The organism is Novosphingobium sp. BL-S-19 (assembly GCF_055521675.1).
Map to the genome: position 1 here is coordinate 2795781 of NZ_CM145498.1, position 18029 is coordinate 2813809.

Annotated in this window: 16 protein-coding genes and 1 tRNA gene; 6 read left to right on the forward strand and 11 right to left on the reverse strand. The window is 65.4% G+C overall.

Annotated elements, in window-relative coordinates; translation table 11 throughout:
• Nucleotides 1-21 precede the first annotated feature (21 nt).
• The 5 genes from ACZ1JV_RS21395 to ACZ1JV_RS21415 are packed head-to-tail and all read left to right on the forward strand — an operon-like array spanning nucleotide 22 to nucleotide 5604.
• On the forward strand, nucleotides 22-1578 hold the full coding sequence (locus ACZ1JV_RS21395) for a type II and III secretion system protein family protein (RefSeq protein ID WP_465150426.1): 1557 nt from the start codon (nucleotides 22-24) through the stop codon (nucleotides 1576-1578).
• 14 nt (nucleotides 1579-1592) lie between these two features.
• Nucleotides 1593-2267, forward strand: coding sequence for a CpaD family pilus assembly protein (locus tag ACZ1JV_RS21400; RefSeq protein ID WP_465150427.1), 675 nt, complete (start codon nucleotides 1593-1595; stop codon nucleotides 2265-2267).
• Nucleotides 2268-2271: 4 nt separating this feature from the next.
• Nucleotides 2272-3543, forward strand: coding sequence for a pilus assembly protein CpaE (locus ACZ1JV_RS21405; protein ID WP_465135756.1), 1272 nt, complete (start codon nucleotides 2272-2274; stop codon nucleotides 3541-3543).
• Nucleotides 3544-3597: 54 nt separating this feature from the next.
• Nucleotides 3598-4569 (forward strand): type II secretion system F family protein, encoded by a 972-nt coding sequence (locus ACZ1JV_RS21410; RefSeq protein ID WP_465150428.1) that lies wholly within the window; start codon nucleotides 3598-3600, stop codon nucleotides 4567-4569.
• A gap of 15 nt (nucleotides 4570-4584) precedes the next feature.
• Entirely contained in the window at nucleotides 4585-5604 is a 1020-nt protein-coding gene (locus ACZ1JV_RS21415; protein ID WP_465135758.1) for a type II secretion system F family protein, read from the forward strand.
• Between the two features lie 69 nt (nucleotides 5605-5673).
• Here the strand turns inward: ACZ1JV_RS21415 and ACZ1JV_RS21420 are convergent, their stop codons facing one another.
• The 3 genes from ACZ1JV_RS21420 to ACZ1JV_RS21430 form a co-directional block, all read right to left on the reverse strand.
• A complete protein-coding gene (locus ACZ1JV_RS21420) occupies nucleotides 5674-6471 on the reverse strand; it encodes a hypothetical protein (protein WP_465150429.1) in 798 nt (265 codons plus the stop codon).
• A 111-nt stretch (nucleotides 6472-6582) separates the two neighbouring features.
• Entirely contained in the window at nucleotides 6583-7227 is a 645-nt protein-coding gene (locus ACZ1JV_RS21425) for a LysE family translocator (RefSeq protein ID WP_465150430.1), read from the reverse strand.
• A 53-nt stretch (nucleotides 7228-7280) separates the two neighbouring features.
• The gene (locus tag ACZ1JV_RS21430) at nucleotides 7281-9584 is read right to left on the reverse strand and encodes an arylsulfatase (RefSeq protein WP_465150431.1); all 2304 of its coding nucleotides are present in this window, start codon (nucleotides 9582-9584) and stop codon (nucleotides 7281-7283) included.
• Between the two features lie 260 nt (nucleotides 9585-9844).
• Here ACZ1JV_RS21430 and ACZ1JV_RS21435 point away from each other — a divergent pair.
• A tRNA-Ala gene (locus tag ACZ1JV_RS21435) sits at nucleotides 9845-9920 on the forward strand.
• 43 nt (nucleotides 9921-9963) lie between these two features.
• On the opposite strand, the gene ACZ1JV_RS21440 is transcribed toward ACZ1JV_RS21435, so the two are convergent.
• The 8 genes from ACZ1JV_RS21440 to ACZ1JV_RS21475 form a co-directional block, all read right to left on the reverse strand.
• Entirely contained in the window at nucleotides 9964-10191 is a 228-nt protein-coding gene (locus tag ACZ1JV_RS21440) for a hypothetical protein (RefSeq protein ID WP_465152623.1), read from the reverse strand.
• Between the two features lie 43 nt (nucleotides 10192-10234).
• On the reverse strand, nucleotides 10235-11125 hold the full coding sequence (gene mtnP, locus ACZ1JV_RS21445) for an S-methyl-5'-thioadenosine phosphorylase (protein WP_465150432.1): 891 nt from the start codon (nucleotides 11123-11125) through the stop codon (nucleotides 10235-10237).
• On the reverse strand, nucleotides 11115-11756 hold the full coding sequence (locus ACZ1JV_RS21450) for a TetR family transcriptional regulator (protein WP_465150433.1): 642 nt from the start codon (nucleotides 11754-11756) through the stop codon (nucleotides 11115-11117). Before ACZ1JV_RS21450 ends, mtnP begins: the two co-directional genes overlap by 11 nt.
• A 16-nt stretch (nucleotides 11757-11772) precedes the next feature.
• Nucleotides 11773-12558 (reverse strand): SDR family oxidoreductase, encoded by a 786-nt coding sequence (locus ACZ1JV_RS21455; protein ID WP_465150434.1) that lies wholly within the window; start codon nucleotides 12556-12558, stop codon nucleotides 11773-11775.
• Nucleotides 12559-12709: 151 nt separating this feature from the next.
• Nucleotides 12710-13060 carry a hypothetical protein gene (locus ACZ1JV_RS21460; protein ID WP_465135765.1) on the reverse strand — a complete coding sequence of 117 codons (351 nt, stop codon included), beginning with the start codon at nucleotides 13058-13060 and terminating at the stop codon, nucleotides 12710-12712.
• Nucleotides 13061-13157: 97 nt separating this feature from the next.
• On the reverse strand, nucleotides 13158-14651 hold the full coding sequence (locus tag ACZ1JV_RS21465) for a 2OG-Fe(II) oxygenase family protein (protein WP_465150435.1): 1494 nt from the start codon (nucleotides 14649-14651) through the stop codon (nucleotides 13158-13160).
• A gap of 6 nt (nucleotides 14652-14657) precedes the next feature.
• Nucleotides 14658-15872: an aspartyl/asparaginyl beta-hydroxylase domain-containing protein gene (locus tag ACZ1JV_RS21470; RefSeq protein WP_465150436.1), complete on the reverse strand. Its 1215-nt coding sequence runs from the start codon at nucleotides 15870-15872 to the stop codon at nucleotides 14658-14660.
• A gap of 23 nt (nucleotides 15873-15895) precedes the next feature.
• Complete coding sequence (locus ACZ1JV_RS21475; protein ID WP_465150437.1) at nucleotides 15896-17944, reverse strand: tetratricopeptide repeat-containing sulfotransferase family protein; 2049 nt, start codon at nucleotides 17942-17944, stop codon at nucleotides 15896-15898.
• Between the last annotated feature and the right edge of the window lie 85 nt (nucleotides 17945-18029).

Consider the following 18029-nt stretch of genomic DNA (forward strand, 5'->3'; position numbering starts at 1 on the left):
CACCCGACGAAGGGCAATCCGATGAACACGCGCCTTCTCAAATCCCTGCTGCGCGCCGCCTGCGTGCTCTCGCCGCTGGCCATGCCGCTTGCCGCCCCGGTCACCGCCCAGTCGGTCGTCCGCCCCGCGCAGGACATCTCGCTCTCGATCGGCAACGGCCAGCTGGTCAACGTGCCCGGCGCGATGACCGACGTGTTCGTCGCCAACGACGCGGTGGCCGACGTTCAGGTCAAGTCGCGCAATCAGTTCTACCTGTTCGGCAAGGCCGGCGGCACCACCACCGTCTACGCCAGCAATGCGGCCGGCGCGGTGGTCTGGTCGGCCACGATCCGGGTCGGCTCCAACATCGATAGCGTCGATTCGATGCTGCACCTCGCCATGCCGGAAGCCCGGATCGGCGTCTCCACCGTGGGCACCGGCACGTTCCTGCTGACCGGCACCGTGAAGTCTCCGGAAGACGCGGCCGAGGCGGAGCGTCTGGTCCAGGCCTATGTGGGCAAGGAAGCCAACGTGATCAGCCGCCTGCGTCTGGCGACGCCGGTGCAGGTCAACCTGCAGGTGCGCATTGCTGAAGTCAGCCGCACGCTGGTGAAGCAGTTGCAAACGAACATCACCACCATCGACGGCACCGGCGGCTTTCAGTTCGGCCTAGGCCAAGGCCGCACCGGCTGGTACGATCAATTCAATACCGGCGGCCCTCTCGGCATGGGAAACACCATCGTCCGCACCAACCCCGATGGGACGAAGACTCCCGGCACCGGGGTCAATCCCATCACCACTGGCAGCACGCTGGCAGGCATGGGCAAGCTGTTCGGCATGAACATCCTTGGCGCGCTCGATGCGGGTGAAACAGTGGGTCTTTCCACCACGCTGGCCCAGCCGAACCTGACCACGCTTTCGGGCGAGACCGCCAACTTCCTGGCGGGCGGCGAATACCCGATCCCGGTCGCGCAGGGCGGCACAAGCAACGCCATTTCGGTGGAATACAAAAACTACGGCGTCTCGCTCAGCTATACGCCCACAGTGCTTTCGAACGGCCGCATCTCGATGCGCGTGCGCCCCGAAGTGTCTGAACTTTCGGCTGACGGCGCAGTTGCGCTGAACGGATATGCGGTCCCGGCGCTCAACGTGCGCCGCGCCGAAACGACCGTGGAATTGGGCTCCGGCCAGAGCTTCATGATCGCCGGCCTGCTCAGCAACAATTCGCAGAACACCATCCAGAAGCTGCCCGGCGCGGGCGATATACCGATCCTCGGTTCGCTGTTCCGGTCGACCAACTACAAGCGCGGCGAGACCGAACTGGTGATCGTGGTCACGCCGTACCTCGTCAACCCGGTCGATGCCAACGACATCAAGCTGCCGACCGACGGGTTCAATGCACCCAACGACCTGCAGCGCCTGCTGGGCAACATGGCCAGCGACGGCGTCAGCGGCGCCAAGCAGCAGGCCCCGGCATCGAACGGCAACGGCGCTCCCGCCGCGCCTTCGGTGGGCAGTGGCGCCAGCGCAAGCGACGGTAAAGGCTCCAAGGGCGCTTCGGCACCCGCTGGCGCTCGCCCCGGCTTCAGCATGAAGTGAGAAAGGTGAAACCGATGACCCTTATCAAAAGCGCCCCCTCGCGGGCTCTTTCCGGCCGCATCGCCGGGGGCGCATTCGCCCTCTCGCTTGGCCTCGCGCTGTCCGCCTGCGGCGGCATCCCCACCAACCGCTCGATGAATTCAGTTCATCAGCCGGTGGTGGAGAAAGTGAACTACACGCTGGACGTCGGCATTGGCGGCGATGGCCTGGCCTATGGCGAACAGACCCGCCTTGCCGACTGGTTCACCGCCATGGGCGCCCGCTATGGCGACCGCGTCTATATCGAGGATACCAGCGGCAACCCGGCCACGCGCAGCGCGGTGGAAGCCGTTGCCTCGCGCTTCGGCATTCAGCTGAGCGAGGGCGCACCCGCCACCGAGGGCTATCTGGATCAGGGCCGCGCGCGCGTGGTGCTGGTGCGTGCCAAGGCGACCGTGGCCGGCTGCCCGGACTGGTCGAGCAACAGCGACTTCAATCCCGGCAGCGGCCTGTCCAGCAACTATGGCTGCGCCAACAATTCGAACCTGGCCGCCATGGTCGCCAACCCGGAAGACCTGGTCCATGGCCAGCAATCCGAAGGCACTTCCAGCGTGCGCAGTTCCAAGGCGATCGATGCCTGGCGCAACGCCATGCCCACCGGCGGTGGCGGCACTGCCGTTTCTGCCGTCTCTTCGAAGGGAGGGAGCTAATTCCATGAACGCACCCTGGAAATCCGGCGGCCCTGCTGGCCGCGACCAGTTCGCCGCCTATCTCTGCGACGAAGCCTCGCTCGACGTGCTGCGTCCGATCGCGATCGAGATGGGCTGGCAGCCCGAGAAGTGCAACAAGGGCGGCCTGCGCAACGCCGTGCAATCGCTGGCGATCACTGCATCGCCCAACATTCTGCTGGTGGACCTGTCGGAAAGCGGCGACCCGCTGAACGACATCAATGCCCTGGCCGAAGTGTGCGAGCCGGGCACGGTCGTCGTCGCGGTGGGCCAGGTCAACGACGTGCGCCTCTACCGCGATCTGATCGCCAGCGGCATTCACGACTATCTGCTGAAGCCGCTCTCGCCCTCGCAAGTGCGCGATTCGCTGGCACAGGCGCAAGCCGTGTTCACCGCGCCGCGCAGCCATGACGGCGGCGCCTCCAAGCCGCACATCGCCACGGCCGTGATCGGCACGCGCGGCGGTGTGGGCGCATCGACGCTGGCCACCTCGCTCGCCTGGCTGTTCAGCGCCGACAACAAGCTGCCGACCGCGCTGCTGGATCTCGACATCCACTTCGGCACCGGCGCGCTGGTGCTGGACCTGGAGCCGGGCCGCGGCCTGACCGACGCGATCGAGAACCCCAGCCGCATCGACGGCCTGTTCATCGAACGCGCGATGATCCGCGCCAACGACAATCTGGCGATCCTTTCCGCCGAAGCGCCGATCAGCACGCCCTTGATGACCGATGGCTCCGCCTTCGTCCAACTGGAGGAAGAGTTCCGTCAGGCCTTCGAGATGACCGTGATCGATCTGCCGCGCAACATGCTGATCAACTTCCCGCAACTGGTGGCCGACGTGAACGTGGTGGTTCTCGCCACCGAACTCACGCTGGCCTCCGCGCGTGACACGATCCGCATGCTGTCCTGGCTGAAGGCCCACGCCCCGCACGCCCGGGTGATCGTGGTGGCCAACAAGGTCCAGTCGGGCCTGGCAGAAATCAGCAAGGCCGATTTCGAGGCTTCGATCGAAACGCGCATCCAGCTTTCGATCCCGTACGATCTCAAGGCCGCCTCCACCGCGGCCAAGCTGGGGCAGACCTTTGCCGACGCCAACCGCTCCACCCGCGCGGGCGGGGCGATCCGCGAACTCTCGCGCATGATCCTGGAGGACGCCGGCGAAGCGTCCGAAAAGGGCGCGGCCAAGCCGTCGCTGCTCGGCAAGTTCGATCTCAAGGCGATGATGGGCAAGAGCACCAAGAAAGAAACGGCGGCCTGAGGGCACCGCGTGGGGAAACCCACGCGGTGCCTGGCCCGGTGACGGACGACGGCAATGAATGTGATGCAGCTCATCCTGGTGGCAGTTGGCCTGATCGCAGTGATCGGGCTGGTCCTGGCCGCGTTCTCCGGCCCTTCGGCCGCCAAGGAATCCTCGCGCCGCCTGAAATCGGTGCGGTTCCGCCATTCGCAGAGCCAGACGGATCGGATGGAGGCGCAGATGCGCCGCGCCGTCGCCGCGCGCAAGCCGCGCGTGCACAAGGTCACCGGATCGGGATCGAGGATCGATGCGCTGGCTTTGCGCCTGCACCGTTCGGGGCAGGCCTGGACGGTGTCGCAGTACATCTACGGTTCGGCGGGGCTTGCCGTGGCGCTGACCCTGCTGGTCTACCTCAAGTCCGGAATGCCGCTGTTCGCGCTGGCTTTCGGCGGGTTCCTGGGCTTGTGGCTGCCGCATTTCGTGCTCGGCAAGATGATCTCGCGCCGCACCAATTCCTTCAACGTGAAGTTCGCCGATGCCATCGACCTGCTGGTGCGCGGCCTGCGTTCCGGCCTTCCGGTTACGGAGACGCTGGGCATCGTCGCCGCCGAAGTGCCCGGCCCGGTGGGCGTGGAATTCAAGCTGGTGACCGAACGCATGAAGATCGGCAAGACCATGGAGGACGCCCTTCAGGAGACTGCGGACCGGCTTGAGATTCCGGAATTCAACTTCTTCTGCATCACCCTTGCGATCCAGCGCGAAACCGGCGGCAACCTGGCGGAAACCCTGGCCAACCTGGGCGACGTGCTGCGCAAGCGTTCGCAGATGAAGCTGAAGATCCGCGCGATGAGTTCGGAATCGAAAGCATCGGCCTACATCGTCGGCTCGCTCCCCTTCATCGTCTTCGGCATGATCTACTGGATCAACCCGGGCTACATCGGAAAGTTCTTCATCGACGAACGCCTGATGGTTGCCGGCATCGGCGGCGGCATCTGGATGGGCATCGGCGCCTTCATCATGGCCAAGATGGTCAGCTTCGAGATCTGAGCGGAAAGAACCACCATGCTCAACCAATCCGCGGGTCCCACCCTCCTCGGCTTCGACGTCTACTTCGTCGCCACGCTTCTCTCGGCGGTGGCCGCCGTCGCCGTGCTCATGGCGATCTATGCCGCCATCACCGTGCGCGATCCGATGGCCAAGCGCGTAAAGGCGCTCAACCAGCGCCGTGAAGCGCTGAAGTCCGGCCTCGTCACCAGCACCGCCAAGAAGCGCACCTCTGTCGTCCGCCGCAACGAGACGACCGACAAGATCGGCAGCGTCCTTGGCGCGATGCGGGTGCTGCAGGACAGCCAGCTGAAGGTGATCCAGCAGAAGCTGGCGCAGGCGGGCATCCGCAACAAGGAATGGGCGGTCGCGGTCGTCTTCGCGCGCATGGTGGCCCCGATCGTACTGGGCGGCACTGCCGCACTGGTGATCTACGGCATCAACTATTTCCCCGAATGGAGCGCCTTCAAGCGCTTCATGGGCTTTGCCGCCATGCTGCTGCTTGGCTACAAGGGCCCGGACATCTTCCTGCAGAACCTGATCACCAAGCGCACCGATCTGATCCGCAAGGGCCTGCCGGACGCATTGGACCTCCTGGTCATCTGCGCCGAGGCCGGCCTTACGGTCGACGCCGCATTCGATCGCGTCGCGCGCGAACTGGGCCGTGCCTATCCCGAACTGGGCGAGGAATTCTCCCTCACCTCCATCGAACTCTCGTTCCTGACCGAGCGCCGCCAGGCGTTCGAGAACCTGGCCTATCGCGTCAATCTGGACGCGATGCGGGGCGTGGTGACGACGATGATCCAGACAGAGCGCTACGGCACGCCGCTCGCTTCGGCACTGCGCGTGCTCTCGGCTGAATTCCGCAATGAGCGCATGATGCGCGCCGAGGAAAAGGCCGCGCGCCTGCCCGCGATCATGACCGTGCCGCTGATCCTGTTCATTCTGCCGACGCTGTTCGTCGTCATCCTTGGCCCGGCGGCCTGTTCGATCGCCGACGCCTTCTCCGGCGGCGATCCGCATCCGCCGCCGAAGTAAGCGGATCTGATGGTCACACCAGCCCCCTTCCCGGCACCGGCCGCGGAAGGGGGTTTGCTTTTTTGAACCCTATTCGCCCGAATCTGCCGCCTTTGCCATTCGCGCCGAAATGTCGCTGCGCTGGTTTGGCCCCCTGGCATCCACGGCCGAGCGATAGAGACCGCTCAGGAAAGCCATGTCATTGCCGGTCAATTGCCAGTGTTCCCCCGGCGGCCGGTCCCGATCGAACATCGCCATGATCGAGGTCGCGGGCGGGGCGCCACCTCCGCGCGGATTGGCCAATGCTACGAAGGCCACATAGTCGGACAACTCGGAAAGATCGAAACCGTCGAGCTTGCGGCCATCAATTACCATCAGCATCCCGGTCAAGACCGGGCGTTCGGCCGTGGTGAGGCGCGAATTGGACACCGCACAGCCTCCGAATCCGCAAGGTTTGGTGACGCTGAGCCAGCGGACCGGCCGCCGCGACTGCGCAAACCGGGGCAGTCCGTCCGCATCATCAGGCCGCAGCGATATCGGAAACGACTTCACCAACCGCGCGACGACGCCATCCGCATCGTTGTCGACAATGATCAAGAGCGAGTTGGCGCAGGGACTTCGACCCGCCCGCAGCCTCACGCTGGCTGCCACTTCGCCGATCCGCCGTTCCATTGCCCGTGCTTGATCCGGAGCGATGCCGATCACTTCGGGGCAGACCTGTCGGTCCCAGCGCGCAAGTTGGCTGCTTATATTGGCAGATGTCATGGCGGCAACGAAATCGCGTGCTTCCTGCTTACGCTGGGCCCGGACGACGATATCGGCATTCGTGTCCGCGGAAGTCTGCGCCGCCATCAATGACGATTCCGACAAAGTCAGTATGGCCATCATGCAGACAAGCCGCCTTTTGAGCCGCAAACCCGTCATAGCTTTCGCACCTTCGCATCCCCGCACGGTGGGCAGCCTATCGCATTGATACCCCGTTGAAAAGTACGGCGCGGCTCAACGCGCCGAAGAGGTCGCCAGCTTCAATCCGAACAGCACGAACACCCCGCCGGTCAGCCGGTCCATCGTCTTCACCGCACCGGGACGGCGCAGGAAGTGCCCGAGCGGGGCCGCCGCGCCGATCAGTGCGGCGAACCACACGACCGTCAGGAGCACATGGACCACGGCAAGGAAGAAGGTGTACCCGGCAACGCCCGCGCTGCCCGTTACCGAATGCGGCACGAATTGCGGCAGGAACGTCACGTAGAACACGCCGATCTTGGGATTGAGCATGTTGGTGAGGAAACCCTGCAGAAACGCCCCGCGCCCCGCCACTGGTGCGGCCACCGCCCCCGCCTTCACGTCGAGCGCCTCGCGCGGTCGCAACACCAGCTTCGCGCCCAGCCACAGCAGATAGGCAGCCCCGGCAAACTTCACGGCCGTATAGGCCATCTCGGACGCGCGCAGCAGCGCGCCCAGCCCCAGCGCTACCGCCGCGCCCCAGATCAGGCAGCCGACCAGAATGCCCATGCCGGCAAAAGCTGCCGGGCGGCGACCGTCCACAGTGGCGGAGCGCAGCACCATGGCCGTGTCCACGCCGGGCGTGATCGTCAGGATCGTCGCCGCGACGACGAAGGCAAGCAGCAGGGAAAGGCCGGTCATGACGCGCTTCTACAACCGCATCATGACCGTGCCACCCCTTTTGCCTGCAGATCCTATTGCCCGGGCTTCACCTCGATCTCCACCCGCTCCACCTTGCCGGTGAACTTGAACGGCATCTTGTAAGTGAAGTCGATCGGCGATCCGGTATCCAGGCCGATATCCAGCCCTTCCCCCAGCGAGAACTGGATCGGCACCGTCTTCTCCAGCCGCCCTCCGGCGATCTGCGCGCCATTGGCGGAAAGGGTGATCGTGCCGCCCTTGCCCATGCCGCCACCGTCGTACTTGAAATCGACCACCAGCGTCGTCTTGCCCTTCGGCAAGGCCGTTTCCGCCACGAATGTCGGCCGGTCGACCGAGAGGAAGTTATAGACGAACACCGGCTTGCCCTCCCGCAAGTAGAGGCCATAGCCGCCCTCCAGCCCGCCGTGGGTGACGATCATGCCTTCCGCCTTGCCATCGGGCACGTCGATCTCCGCGGTGATCGTCCAGCTCTTGTTGAGCATCGGCAGGCAAGCGGCATCGGGCAAGGCAACCTGCCCTTCGTAATAGACCGCCTTTGTCCGCCCGCCGACCAAGCTGGGCCGGCCCATCGCTTCGGCATTCATGCGGATCGTCGCGCGCCAGTCCAACGGGAGGACGCTGTACTTGGCCGCCTCCACCCACCACATGTCCTGCAGTTCGCGCAGCTTGTCGGGATGCTGGGCGGCCAAGTCGTTCGCCTGTGAGAAGTCCTCATCCAGCTTGTAGAGTTCCCATACCTGCTGGTCCGGATCCCAGTCTTCGGACCGGACCGGCTGCCACGGCACGAAAGACGGCGCAGAGGCCATCCAGCCTTCATGATAAAGCCCGCGATTGACGCCCAGTTCGAAGTACTGCGTCTTGCGCTTGCTGGCCACGTCCGCGTCATCGAAGGTCGCTGCGAAGCTGACGCCTTCCACCGGCTTCTGCTGGATACCGTTCAGCACGCTGGGGGCCTTCACGCCGCAAACCTCGTAGAGCGTCGGTACGATGTCGATCACATGGATGAACTGATCGCGCAGTGCGCCCTTGTCCTTGATCCCGTCCGGCCAGGAGATGATCATCGGATTGCGGGTGCCGCCGAAGTGGCTGGCCACCTGCTTGGTCCACTGGAACGGCGTGTTCATCGCGTGGGCCCAAGAGGACGGGAAGTGGTTGAAGTGCTTCGGCCCGCCCAGTTCGTCGATGGCCTTGATGTTGTCTTCCCACTTCTCGGGAAAGCCGTTGAAGAACATGTTCTCGCACAGCGATCCTTCAAGGCCGCCCTCCGCGCTCGATCCGTTGTCGCCGGCGATGTAGATGATGATGGTGTTGTCCGCGTCCGGCAGCGCCTTCACGGCATCGACCACCCTGCCCATCGCCGCATCGACTTGCGCGCCATATCCCGCGAAGACTTCCATCATCCGCGCATAGAGCCGCTTCTGATCGGCGTTTAGGTCATCCCACGCGGGCAGGCCCTTGGAGCGCACGGTCAGTTCGGTATCGGCGGGCACCACACCCAGCTTCTTCTGCCGTTCGATGGTCTGTTCGCGGTAGGCATCCCAGCCCTGGTCGAACTTGCCCTTGAACTGATCGATCCATTCCTTCGGGGCCTGATGCGGGGCATGGGTGGCGCCGGGCGCGACGTAGAGGAAATAGGGCTTGTCCGGCGCGATGCTCTTCACCTGCCGCACCCAGGTGATGGCACGGTCCGCCAGATCCTCGGTCAGGTGATAGTCCGGATCCTCCGATGCGGGGACGAGATTCTTGTTCTCGTAGAGAATCGGGTTCCAGTGGTTCATGTCGCCGGCGTTGAAGCCGTAGAAATAGTCGAAGCCCAAACCATTGGCCCAGCGGTCGAACGGCCCCGCCGCGCTGGTTTCCCAGGTGGGCGTGTTGTGGTTCTTGCCGATCCACGCGGTCATGTAGCCGTTCTGGCGCAGCACTTCGCCCACCGTGCCGCAATTGCGCGGCAGGATACAGCAATATCCGTCATAGCCGGTCGCCAGTTCGGTGATCCCGGCGAATCCGGTCGAATGATGATTGCGCCCGGTGATCAGCGCCGCGCGAGTCGGGCTGCACAGCGCCGTCGTGTGGAAATAGTTGTAGCGCAGCCCTTCCGCCGCCAGCCGGTCCATAGTCGGCGAAGGCACGCCGCCGCCGAAAGTGCTGAACTGCCCGAAGCCGACATCATCCAGCAGAATCAGCACGATATTGGGCGCGCCCTTGGGCGGCTGCACCGGCTGGGGGAAGGTGGCGGGGTCCGAATCCTTGTAGGTCCGCCCCACTTCGCCCTGAAAATGGAAATCCGGGCGAGGCAGAATGTCCGGCGTTTCGGCATTGCGGTGATCGTTGGCCATGGCGCGGCTCCTTCGCGTGGAACCCTTGCAACACCACGCCCGCGCGCCTCCGCCCATCGGGGAAATCCCGCGCAATGGGCAGGGTGAGCACCTCCTTCCCGCTCAGGGCACGGCTTCACCAAGACGCCTTTCCATCATCCGCCTGTCGATAACTTCATTTTTGTCTTGCCAGCCCGGCAAAGTCCCGCCAAAGGGCGCTCCTCCCCGGCGCAAGCAGGGGCACGGATCGACCTTCCCAGGCTCGATCTGCTGAAATGATTGGGGCCTTAGCTCAGCTGGGAGAGCGCCTGCATGGCATGCAGGAGGTCAGCGGTTCGATCCCGCTAGGCTCCACCATTTCCTTTCCGCCGATGCGGACTTCTTCAAAAAATCAGATAGTTCAGACCGGAATTTCAACCAGTTCCACGATCTCGAACTGATAGCTTTTCCAGCCGCGCATACGCTTGGCCTCTTCCGTGGCCGCGCGCTTGCGCTTCGCCTCGGCCAGCGAACGTTCGTGGCCCCAGAACACTTCGGTCTTGCCGTTTTCCAGCTCGGCCACGATGCGCCAGTAATGGGTGAACGGATCGGCCGTGGGCCCGATGGTCTTCACATAACCATCGGGCATCGTCGCCGTCAGATAGCGTTTCTTCCGCTTCGCCACCGCCGAATCACCCTTGCGGCGCGAGCACCCTGCCCGCCACTGCATCCAACCTTGCCAGCAGCCCGCCATCGCGCGCATCGGGCGCGGTGATCAGCGCGTGATCCAGCGCATGGTCGATCGGGCTGTGCGTGCGCTCCGCCGGCAGCGTGGCGGCCAGCAGGCGCAGCGTCTGGCGGGCGATCCGGGCATTGGCGTGCATCACTTCCAGCACGTGGCTGACCTCGACGCCGGCCTCGTCCTCGCGCCATGCGTCATAGTCGGTGACCATGCCCAGCATCGCGTAAGGCAGCTCCGCCTCGCGCGCGAGGCGTGCCTCGGGCATGCCGGTCATGCCGATCACGTCCGCGCCCCATGCCTGATACATGCGGCTTTCGGCGCGGGTGGAGAACTGCGGGCCTTCCATGGCAAGGTAGCACCCGGCCGGATGCACCGTGGCCCCGGCCAGCTTCGCCGCCTCCCCCGCCAGCGCGGAAAGGCGCGGACAGACCGGATCGGCCAGCGAGACATGCGCCACCATGCCGGTGCCGAAAAAGCTGCCGCTCCGGTCATGGGTGCGGTCGATGAACTGATCCACCATCACCATGTGCCCCGGCGCCATCGCCTCCCGCAGCGAACCGATGGCAGACAATGCCAGCACATCGGTGACGCCGCAGCGGGCCAGCACGTCGATATTGGCACGGTAGTTCACGGCGGAAGGCGGGATTGCGTGCCCTGCCCCGTGGCGGGCGATGAAGGTGAAGCGGATGCCTTCCAACCGCCCGGTCACGACCGGGCCCGAAGGCTCTCCGAAGGGGCTGGAGACCGCGATCTCCTGTGCTTCTTCCAGTTCGATCCCGGCAGTCAGGCCCGATCCGCCGATCACCCCGATGTGCCAGAAACTGCCTTTTTCAGCGCGCAAGGATACCTGCCATGATGATGTCTATGGTATGCTCGCGATAGCGGTCGCGCAGTTCCTCGGTCAATGTGTCCTGACCGAAACAATGCTTGAGAACCAGCCTGGCCGAAAAGAACCGGTCTACCGCCCCCGTCACCGTGAAGTAGAACAGCTGCGGGTCGATCTCGCGAAAGACCCCGGCGTCGACGCCGTTGCCGATCAGTTCCTCATAGGCCCGGTAGATCGGCGAGAGGTAGCTGTCGGCAATGCGGCGCGCCTCGGCATCGTCGCTTTCGCGGACCATGCGCATCGTCAGGCGGTTGAGGTAAGGCACTTCGTAGAAGGTATCGACCACCTTCCAGAGGTGACGGCGCAGCTTGGCCTCCGGCGACCAGCCATCTTTCGCCAGCAGCGCATCCACGCTGGTAACGATGGCCTGCCAGTCCCGGTCCAGCAGCGCCTTCAGCAGCCCGGCCTTGTTGCCGAAATAGTACTTCACCAGCGCCGAATTGAGGCCAGACCGCAAGGAAAGCTCCGACAGCGAGATGTCGATCACATCACCGTCGCGCATGATCGCGCTTGCCGTATCCAGCAGGTGCGCCCGCGCGCCCGGTGGCGGCGCGGTATCTTCGCTGTTGGAGCTATTCTGGGCCATCTGACCGGGCCCTCGCTTACTTCGGCCCCATGCGGATCGCGCCGTCCAGACGGACGCTTTCGCCATTGAGGTAGTCGTGCTCGACCATGAACAGCGCCAGCTTGGCGTATTCCTCGGCCTTGCCCAGACGCTTGGGGAACGGCACCATCGCCGCCAGCGCATCCTGCACCTGCTGCGGCATCGCGGCCATCATCGGGGTTTCGAAAATGCCCGGCAGGATGGTGTTGACGCGGATGCCTTCGCTCATCAGGTCGCGGGCAACCGGCAGGGTCATCGCCAGCACGCCGCCCTTCGATGCGCCATAGGCGGCCTGACCGATCTGCCCGTCCTGCGCGGCGACGGAAGCGGTGTTGACGATCGCCCCGCGCGCACCGAACTCGTCGACGGGATCGAGCGTGACCATGCCTGCGGCGGACTTGCTGATGCAGCGGAAGGTACCGACCAGATTGATCGCGATCACCTTTTCGAACACGGCCATGTCATGCGCGCGCGGCTCGCCCGTCTCGCGGTTCTTGCCCACGGTCTTGGACGCGGGCGCGATACCGGCGCAGTTGACCAGCACGCGTTCCTGGCCGTGCGCGGCACGGGCCTTGGAGAAACCGGCATCGACGCTGGCGTCGTTGGTCACGTCCACCTTGCAGAACACGCCGCCGATCTCTGCCGCGATCGCTTCGCCCGCTTCCTCGTTCAGATCGAAGATCGCCACCTTGACGCCCTTGGCCGCCAGTGCGCGGGCCGTAGCCGCGCCAAGGCCGGAGGCTGCGCCGGTGACTACGGCGGCCGTGCTGCTGTCCAGAATCATCGAATTCTCCCGTTCCACGAAGCCGCCCGTCCTTCGCCTGCACGGGAAGGTTGCACGACAATTTAATCGGCCGGTTAAGCGGCCTTCGTGGACAGGTCAACACTCAGCGCGAAAACCCGCCCCGGCGACGTTGGCCGCCGGAGGCAGGACGTCACTGAACCGGGTCAAGCCCGCGCTGGATCTGCGAACGTTCGATATTCTCGCGGTTGATCTGGCGCTGGGCATCCCACTGGCTCTTGGGCATGCAGACCTTCTTCGCGTGCAGCAGCGAGCCGATTTCCTGTTGGCGCTGGCAGACGATGGGATCCTTCTTTTCGATCGGCGCCACTTGCGAGGCCGGCTGGACGGCAGCCTGACCGGCGGTGGGGTTCGCGGCAGCGGCAGCGCCATTGGCCGCATCGGCGGCGGCCGGGGCAGCTGGCGCAGTGGTCTGGCCCGCAGCGAAGGCCGGTGTCGCAGTCAAAAGGAAGGCGGCAATCAGAACAGGGGTACGCTTCAACATTGTAATCTCCCGGGCGCGCGCCCCGCAGGCATCGCGCCGCTTTCTCAATGAAACGAAACTATGCTGCGTTGCGGCGCCGTTCAAGTGCCCAAGATCATCACGCGCGGGGCGGTGGGGCGACATCGAATGCCACCGACATGCGCTCGCCGGACGGGAACGGGCGGGTGCCGTGCCACATCCACGACGGGAACAGCACCAACCGTGCGGGGCGCGGCGTAACCGTAAGCCGCGGAGCCAATTCGATTCCCAGCGATGCCGGTGCGCCGCCGAGGTCAAGGTGCCCCTGCCCGTCCGCCAGCCCTTCAGGCACCGAGATATAGAGCGCCGAACTGATCCAGCCCTGCGGATGGTGATGCGGCGTATGAAACCCCGCCCCCGCCAGCCGGACCGACCAGCTGCCCGCAAAGCGCGGCCGCGCCGGACGGGCATGAGACAGCAAGGGATGCGCCGCATCCGGCGGCGGCAGATCGGCGATGTAACGCGTTACCTCACGGCGAAGCAGCGTGCGCAGGCGCACCACTTCCGGCTCGATCCGTGACAGCAGCGCCCCGTCGGTCTGCGAACCGCCGCGCACGGATTGATCGAGGAACCGACCCGAACGGCCATGCAGCCCGCCCAGGAAAGCCCGCAAATCGGCAAGGCCCATCTCCTGCGGATCGAGATCGACGACGCGGGTCAGCCCCGTCTGTCCATCCAACCACTCCGAACGCGGATCGCCCGTCAACCGCCATGCCAGCGCGGCATAGGGCCACATGCCCTCCGCCCCCGGTGCCGTCAGCCAGGGCTCGATGGTCTCTCTCGCATCGGCATGGCGCCCTGCCCGCAGCAGATGGCGAACCAGCCAGACCGCGTGCCCCTGATCCGCCGGAGCGCCCAGTGCGGCAAACTGCGCCGCCGCCTCATCAATCCGGCCCAGATCGTCCAGCGCCGCCGCGCGCGCCAGTTGAAACCGGGCGGAGGGGCCATTTCGCGCCAGCGCGCGGTCCGCCACTGCCAGTGCCGGGGCGAAGCGCTCGGCCGCCAGCAGCAGATCCACCGCCAATCCGCGCAGCGTTTCACTGTCCGGAAAACGGGAAAGCGCGGCCTCTATCGTCGCCAGCGCCCGAGCGCTTTGGCCCAGATGCGTGGCCAGCTGCGCGAATTGCCGGTGCCCTTCCATCCAGCCCGGATTGGCGGTGAGCATCGCCTCCATCTCGGCCAGCCCGCGCGCGCCCTCTCCTTCGGCATGGCGGGCCGATGCCAGACCCAGCCGAATCTCGGCCTTGGCCGGAGCCAACCGGATCGCCTGCCCAAACGCAGCCGACGCGGGAAGCCCTGCCTCCAGCCGGACATGCGCCAGGGCATGGGCAATGCCGCCATTGTCAGGCGAAAGGCGAAGCGCGTGTTCCAGCGCCGAAATCGCCCCGTCGCGCCGATCCAATGCGCGGCGCAACATCGCCGCCCAGTGCAAAAGCGCGGGATCGGCCGGATGACGGTCCAGATAGCGGGTCAGTCGCGCCTCGGCCGCCTCCTCGGTGCCATCCGCCAGCGCCTGTCCGGCAAGCGCGGCCAACTGTTCGGGATCGTCCCTTTCTGCCGCGACGGGCCGCATCGCCGGTCAGCCCCGCCCTTCGGAAGCGATGGTCGCCGCCACCGCATCGCGTTCGGGCTGGGAAAGGCCGGGATGCCAGACGTCGAAGATCAGCACCACGCGCAGCACATCGCTGGGGTTCATCGCCTCATGCTCGATGGTATCGTCGAAGACAAAAGCCTCCCCCTCGCGCCATTCGCGGGTTTCGGCGCCCACGCGGAACCAGCAGCCCGGCGGCACCACCAGCGGGAGGTGGCACACCAGCCGCGTATTGTCGACGCCGACGTGGGCCGGGATCGCCGTGCGCGGCGCCAGCAGTGAGAACATCGCATTGGGAGACGCGCCGGGAACCTGCGGCTGCGGCAGGCGCGACAGAATCTCCATCGTGCGCGGGGCCTGCGCGGCATTGCGGTCCACCACTTTGCCATGGCGCAGCAGGTGGATCGCGCTCCAGTCGGCATTGTGGTTCAGCGTGCGCCACTGATCCAGCGACTGGCGATCCTCGTACTGCACGTAAGGTTCCAGCTCGGCCCGTTCGGACTGGATCAGCGCCAGCATTTCCGCGCGGATCGCGTCGAAACCCGCCTCCACATCGGCCAGCCAGGGCATCGTATGGCGCGGATGGAACTCGCGCTCGACCAGTCCGGGATAATGGAAATGCGTGGGGGTCGAGTGATAGACGCGCGTCTTGTGCAGGATATTGTCGCGGAACCGCGCCAGCTTCCACGCCATGTCGTCGCCATTCTGATCGACCGCTTCGGCAGTGGTTTTCGCGCCGGGTTCGGCTTGAGACAGCGCCGCCTCGCTGGCTTCGGCCAGACGCTTTTCCCGCTCTGACTGCCAGACGGCATGAAACGCCTCGCCCGCCGTGAAGGCGGCAGCAAGCGGCGCCGGCAATGCGCCATCGGGCTTCTGCGCGATCGCCTGCCCCCACGCCTCACCGGCGCCGGGATCCTCCAGCCGTTCCAGCAAACCGGCGCGCATGACCAGCGCCATGACGTCCAGCGGTGCCAGTTCCAGCGCGCGGTGCACCGCGTCCAGCGCGCGGCGCGGCTGGCGCAGGGCGCGGCGCAGCGCGGCCAGCTTCAGCCATTGCGCCAAGGCCTGCGCACCGGCAAATGCCCCCGCATTCCCGGTCAGCAGCCTTTCAAGTGCATCCGCCGCATCGGGCAAACGCCCCGCAGCGACAAGTCGATCGATTTCCGCAAGTTGCGTTTCTGGTTGCGAAAGGCCTGAATTCATTACCCCCCCGGGTCCAATCAACTCTAAGGCACGACGGAACCGGACGGTTCCGACCATGGCGGCACCCGATCGTCATCGAGCGAATATCCAAAGCCCTCCACCCAGGGCTTCAGCGTTGCGAAAATGGGTGCAAGATGGCGCTCATAGCGCCGCCAGCGACCGGCCGCGCGCGTGTAGACCGCTTCGGTCACTTGTGCATAGCTAGCCGTTCGTACGACGCCGCGCGACCGGGCGGCCTCGCGGTGATCGAAATCCTCACCCTGCCAGGGCAGGCCCAGCCAATCGAACAGCGGTTCCAGTTCACGGGCCTGATCGGCCACCAACCGTTCGTAGACGACCGTGCGCACCGGCAGATCGAACACCGCGCGCGCCTGCTCCCAATTGGAGAAGCTCAGGTCGTAGAACGCGGCGGCCGTTTCCAGATCGAGGAAATTGCTCATCGCATTGTTCGGACGGAAGTTGGTGATGAAGCAGCTGAGAATGACGTCACACGGGTGGCGCAGTGCCAGCACGAACTTCGCATCGGGGAACAGGCGGCGGATCACCGGCACCTTGTTGAGATGCATCGGGTGCTTGTCGATTACCGTGGTATCGGGGCCGAGCGTGCCCAGTGCCGCAACCCGATCGAAATAACGTGCGCGGGCCGCTGCGATCGTTTCGGCGTCCAGCCTCGCCAGCGCCTCGATGCCGCCCAGTTCGGTCTCGAGCTGATCGAAGAGCGGCTCTTCCTCCAGCACCAGCGTGTCGGGCGCGGTCATCAACATGGTGTCGAGCAGCGTCGTGCCCGAACGCGGAAAGCCCAGCAGGATGATGGGAGCGGGGCGTTCGCCAGCCGGAGCAGCGGTCCAGCCGGCCACCCACGGCACCGTCACTTGCGCCTTCGCACGCGCGATGGCGTCTCGGAACTGTGCGGCGCGTTCCGCCGGCTGCGAGGGTTCGTCCAACTGGCTGGCATTCATCGCGGTAAATTCCGCGAACGCCTCGTCATAGTGTTCCATGCGATCGAGCATGATGCCCCGCAACTGGTGCAGACGGTGGGCGACCACCACCTCGCCCGCCTGCTCCAGCGCGGCGAACGCCTCATCGAACTGCTCCATCCGCTTGAAGCGCAAGGCATCGATGAACGCCAGAGTCTGGGCATCGGCGCCACTGGCGATGGCCCGTTCGCGCAAGGGTTCCAGTTCCGCCTCGCGATTGCTGCGTTCATAGACCGCGGCAAGGCCAACCAGCGAAGGCCCTAGCGCCGGATCGATGACCAGCGCGGCCTCGAACTGGCGCTCCGCAATCGCGAAGTCGTTTCGGCGCGCGGCCTCCTGTCCGTAATCGGAAAGAATGCCTGCATCTCCCGGCGCCCGGCGCGCAGCCTCGGCGATCGCTTCGTATTGCAAAGCATCCATGCCGGTATCGCGATAGAAGGTCGCAAGGGTCAGCATCGGCACATGGTCGTCCGGAAAATCCCGCGCAGCATCGCGCAGGACCTGCACGCCCTCGTCAGTCCACTCGGCGTGCAGCAGTGCAGTGCCAAGGTTCACGCGGATCGGCGGCGAGTCCGGCGCCAGCTTCATCGCGCGCTGAAGTACCTCCACCGCCTCTGCATGTTCGCCTTCCTGCGAAAGCGCATTGCCAAGGTTGTTGAGTAAGGACCAGTCATCCGCCCGCTTGGCGAGCACGATCCGGTAGAGGCGGATGGCCAGCGAAAAGTCACCGGCTTCCTGCGCCAGATGGGCGCCCAGCCCGGCCAGCCGCAAGCTGGGATCGGCGCGCGCGGAACCTTCGTCGCACAGCGCCAGGGCTTCGTCATTGCGGCCTGTCCGCCAAAGGCTCTCGGCAAGATTGGTGCGCACCACCAGATCCTGCGGACGCATGGCATGGGCGGTTTCAAGATAAGGCACGGCGCGCGCGAATTGGCCACGGTGAAACTCCACCGCGCCGCCCAGCGCTGCCAGTGTGGGGTCCGCCGGGCTTTCCGCTACCGCAGCGGCAACCGCCAAAGCAGCTTCATCGAGCCGCCCCATGCGCGCGAGCCCGGCGATCCGGCGAAGCTCATCGGAGGGCGTGGCGGTGTCGGTCATGCGCGGGGTCCGAAAATTCTGGGCCATTACCGCGAATTGCGTGGAGGCCGGATACAAAGGCGGCGGCCCTCCCAGGGAAGACCGC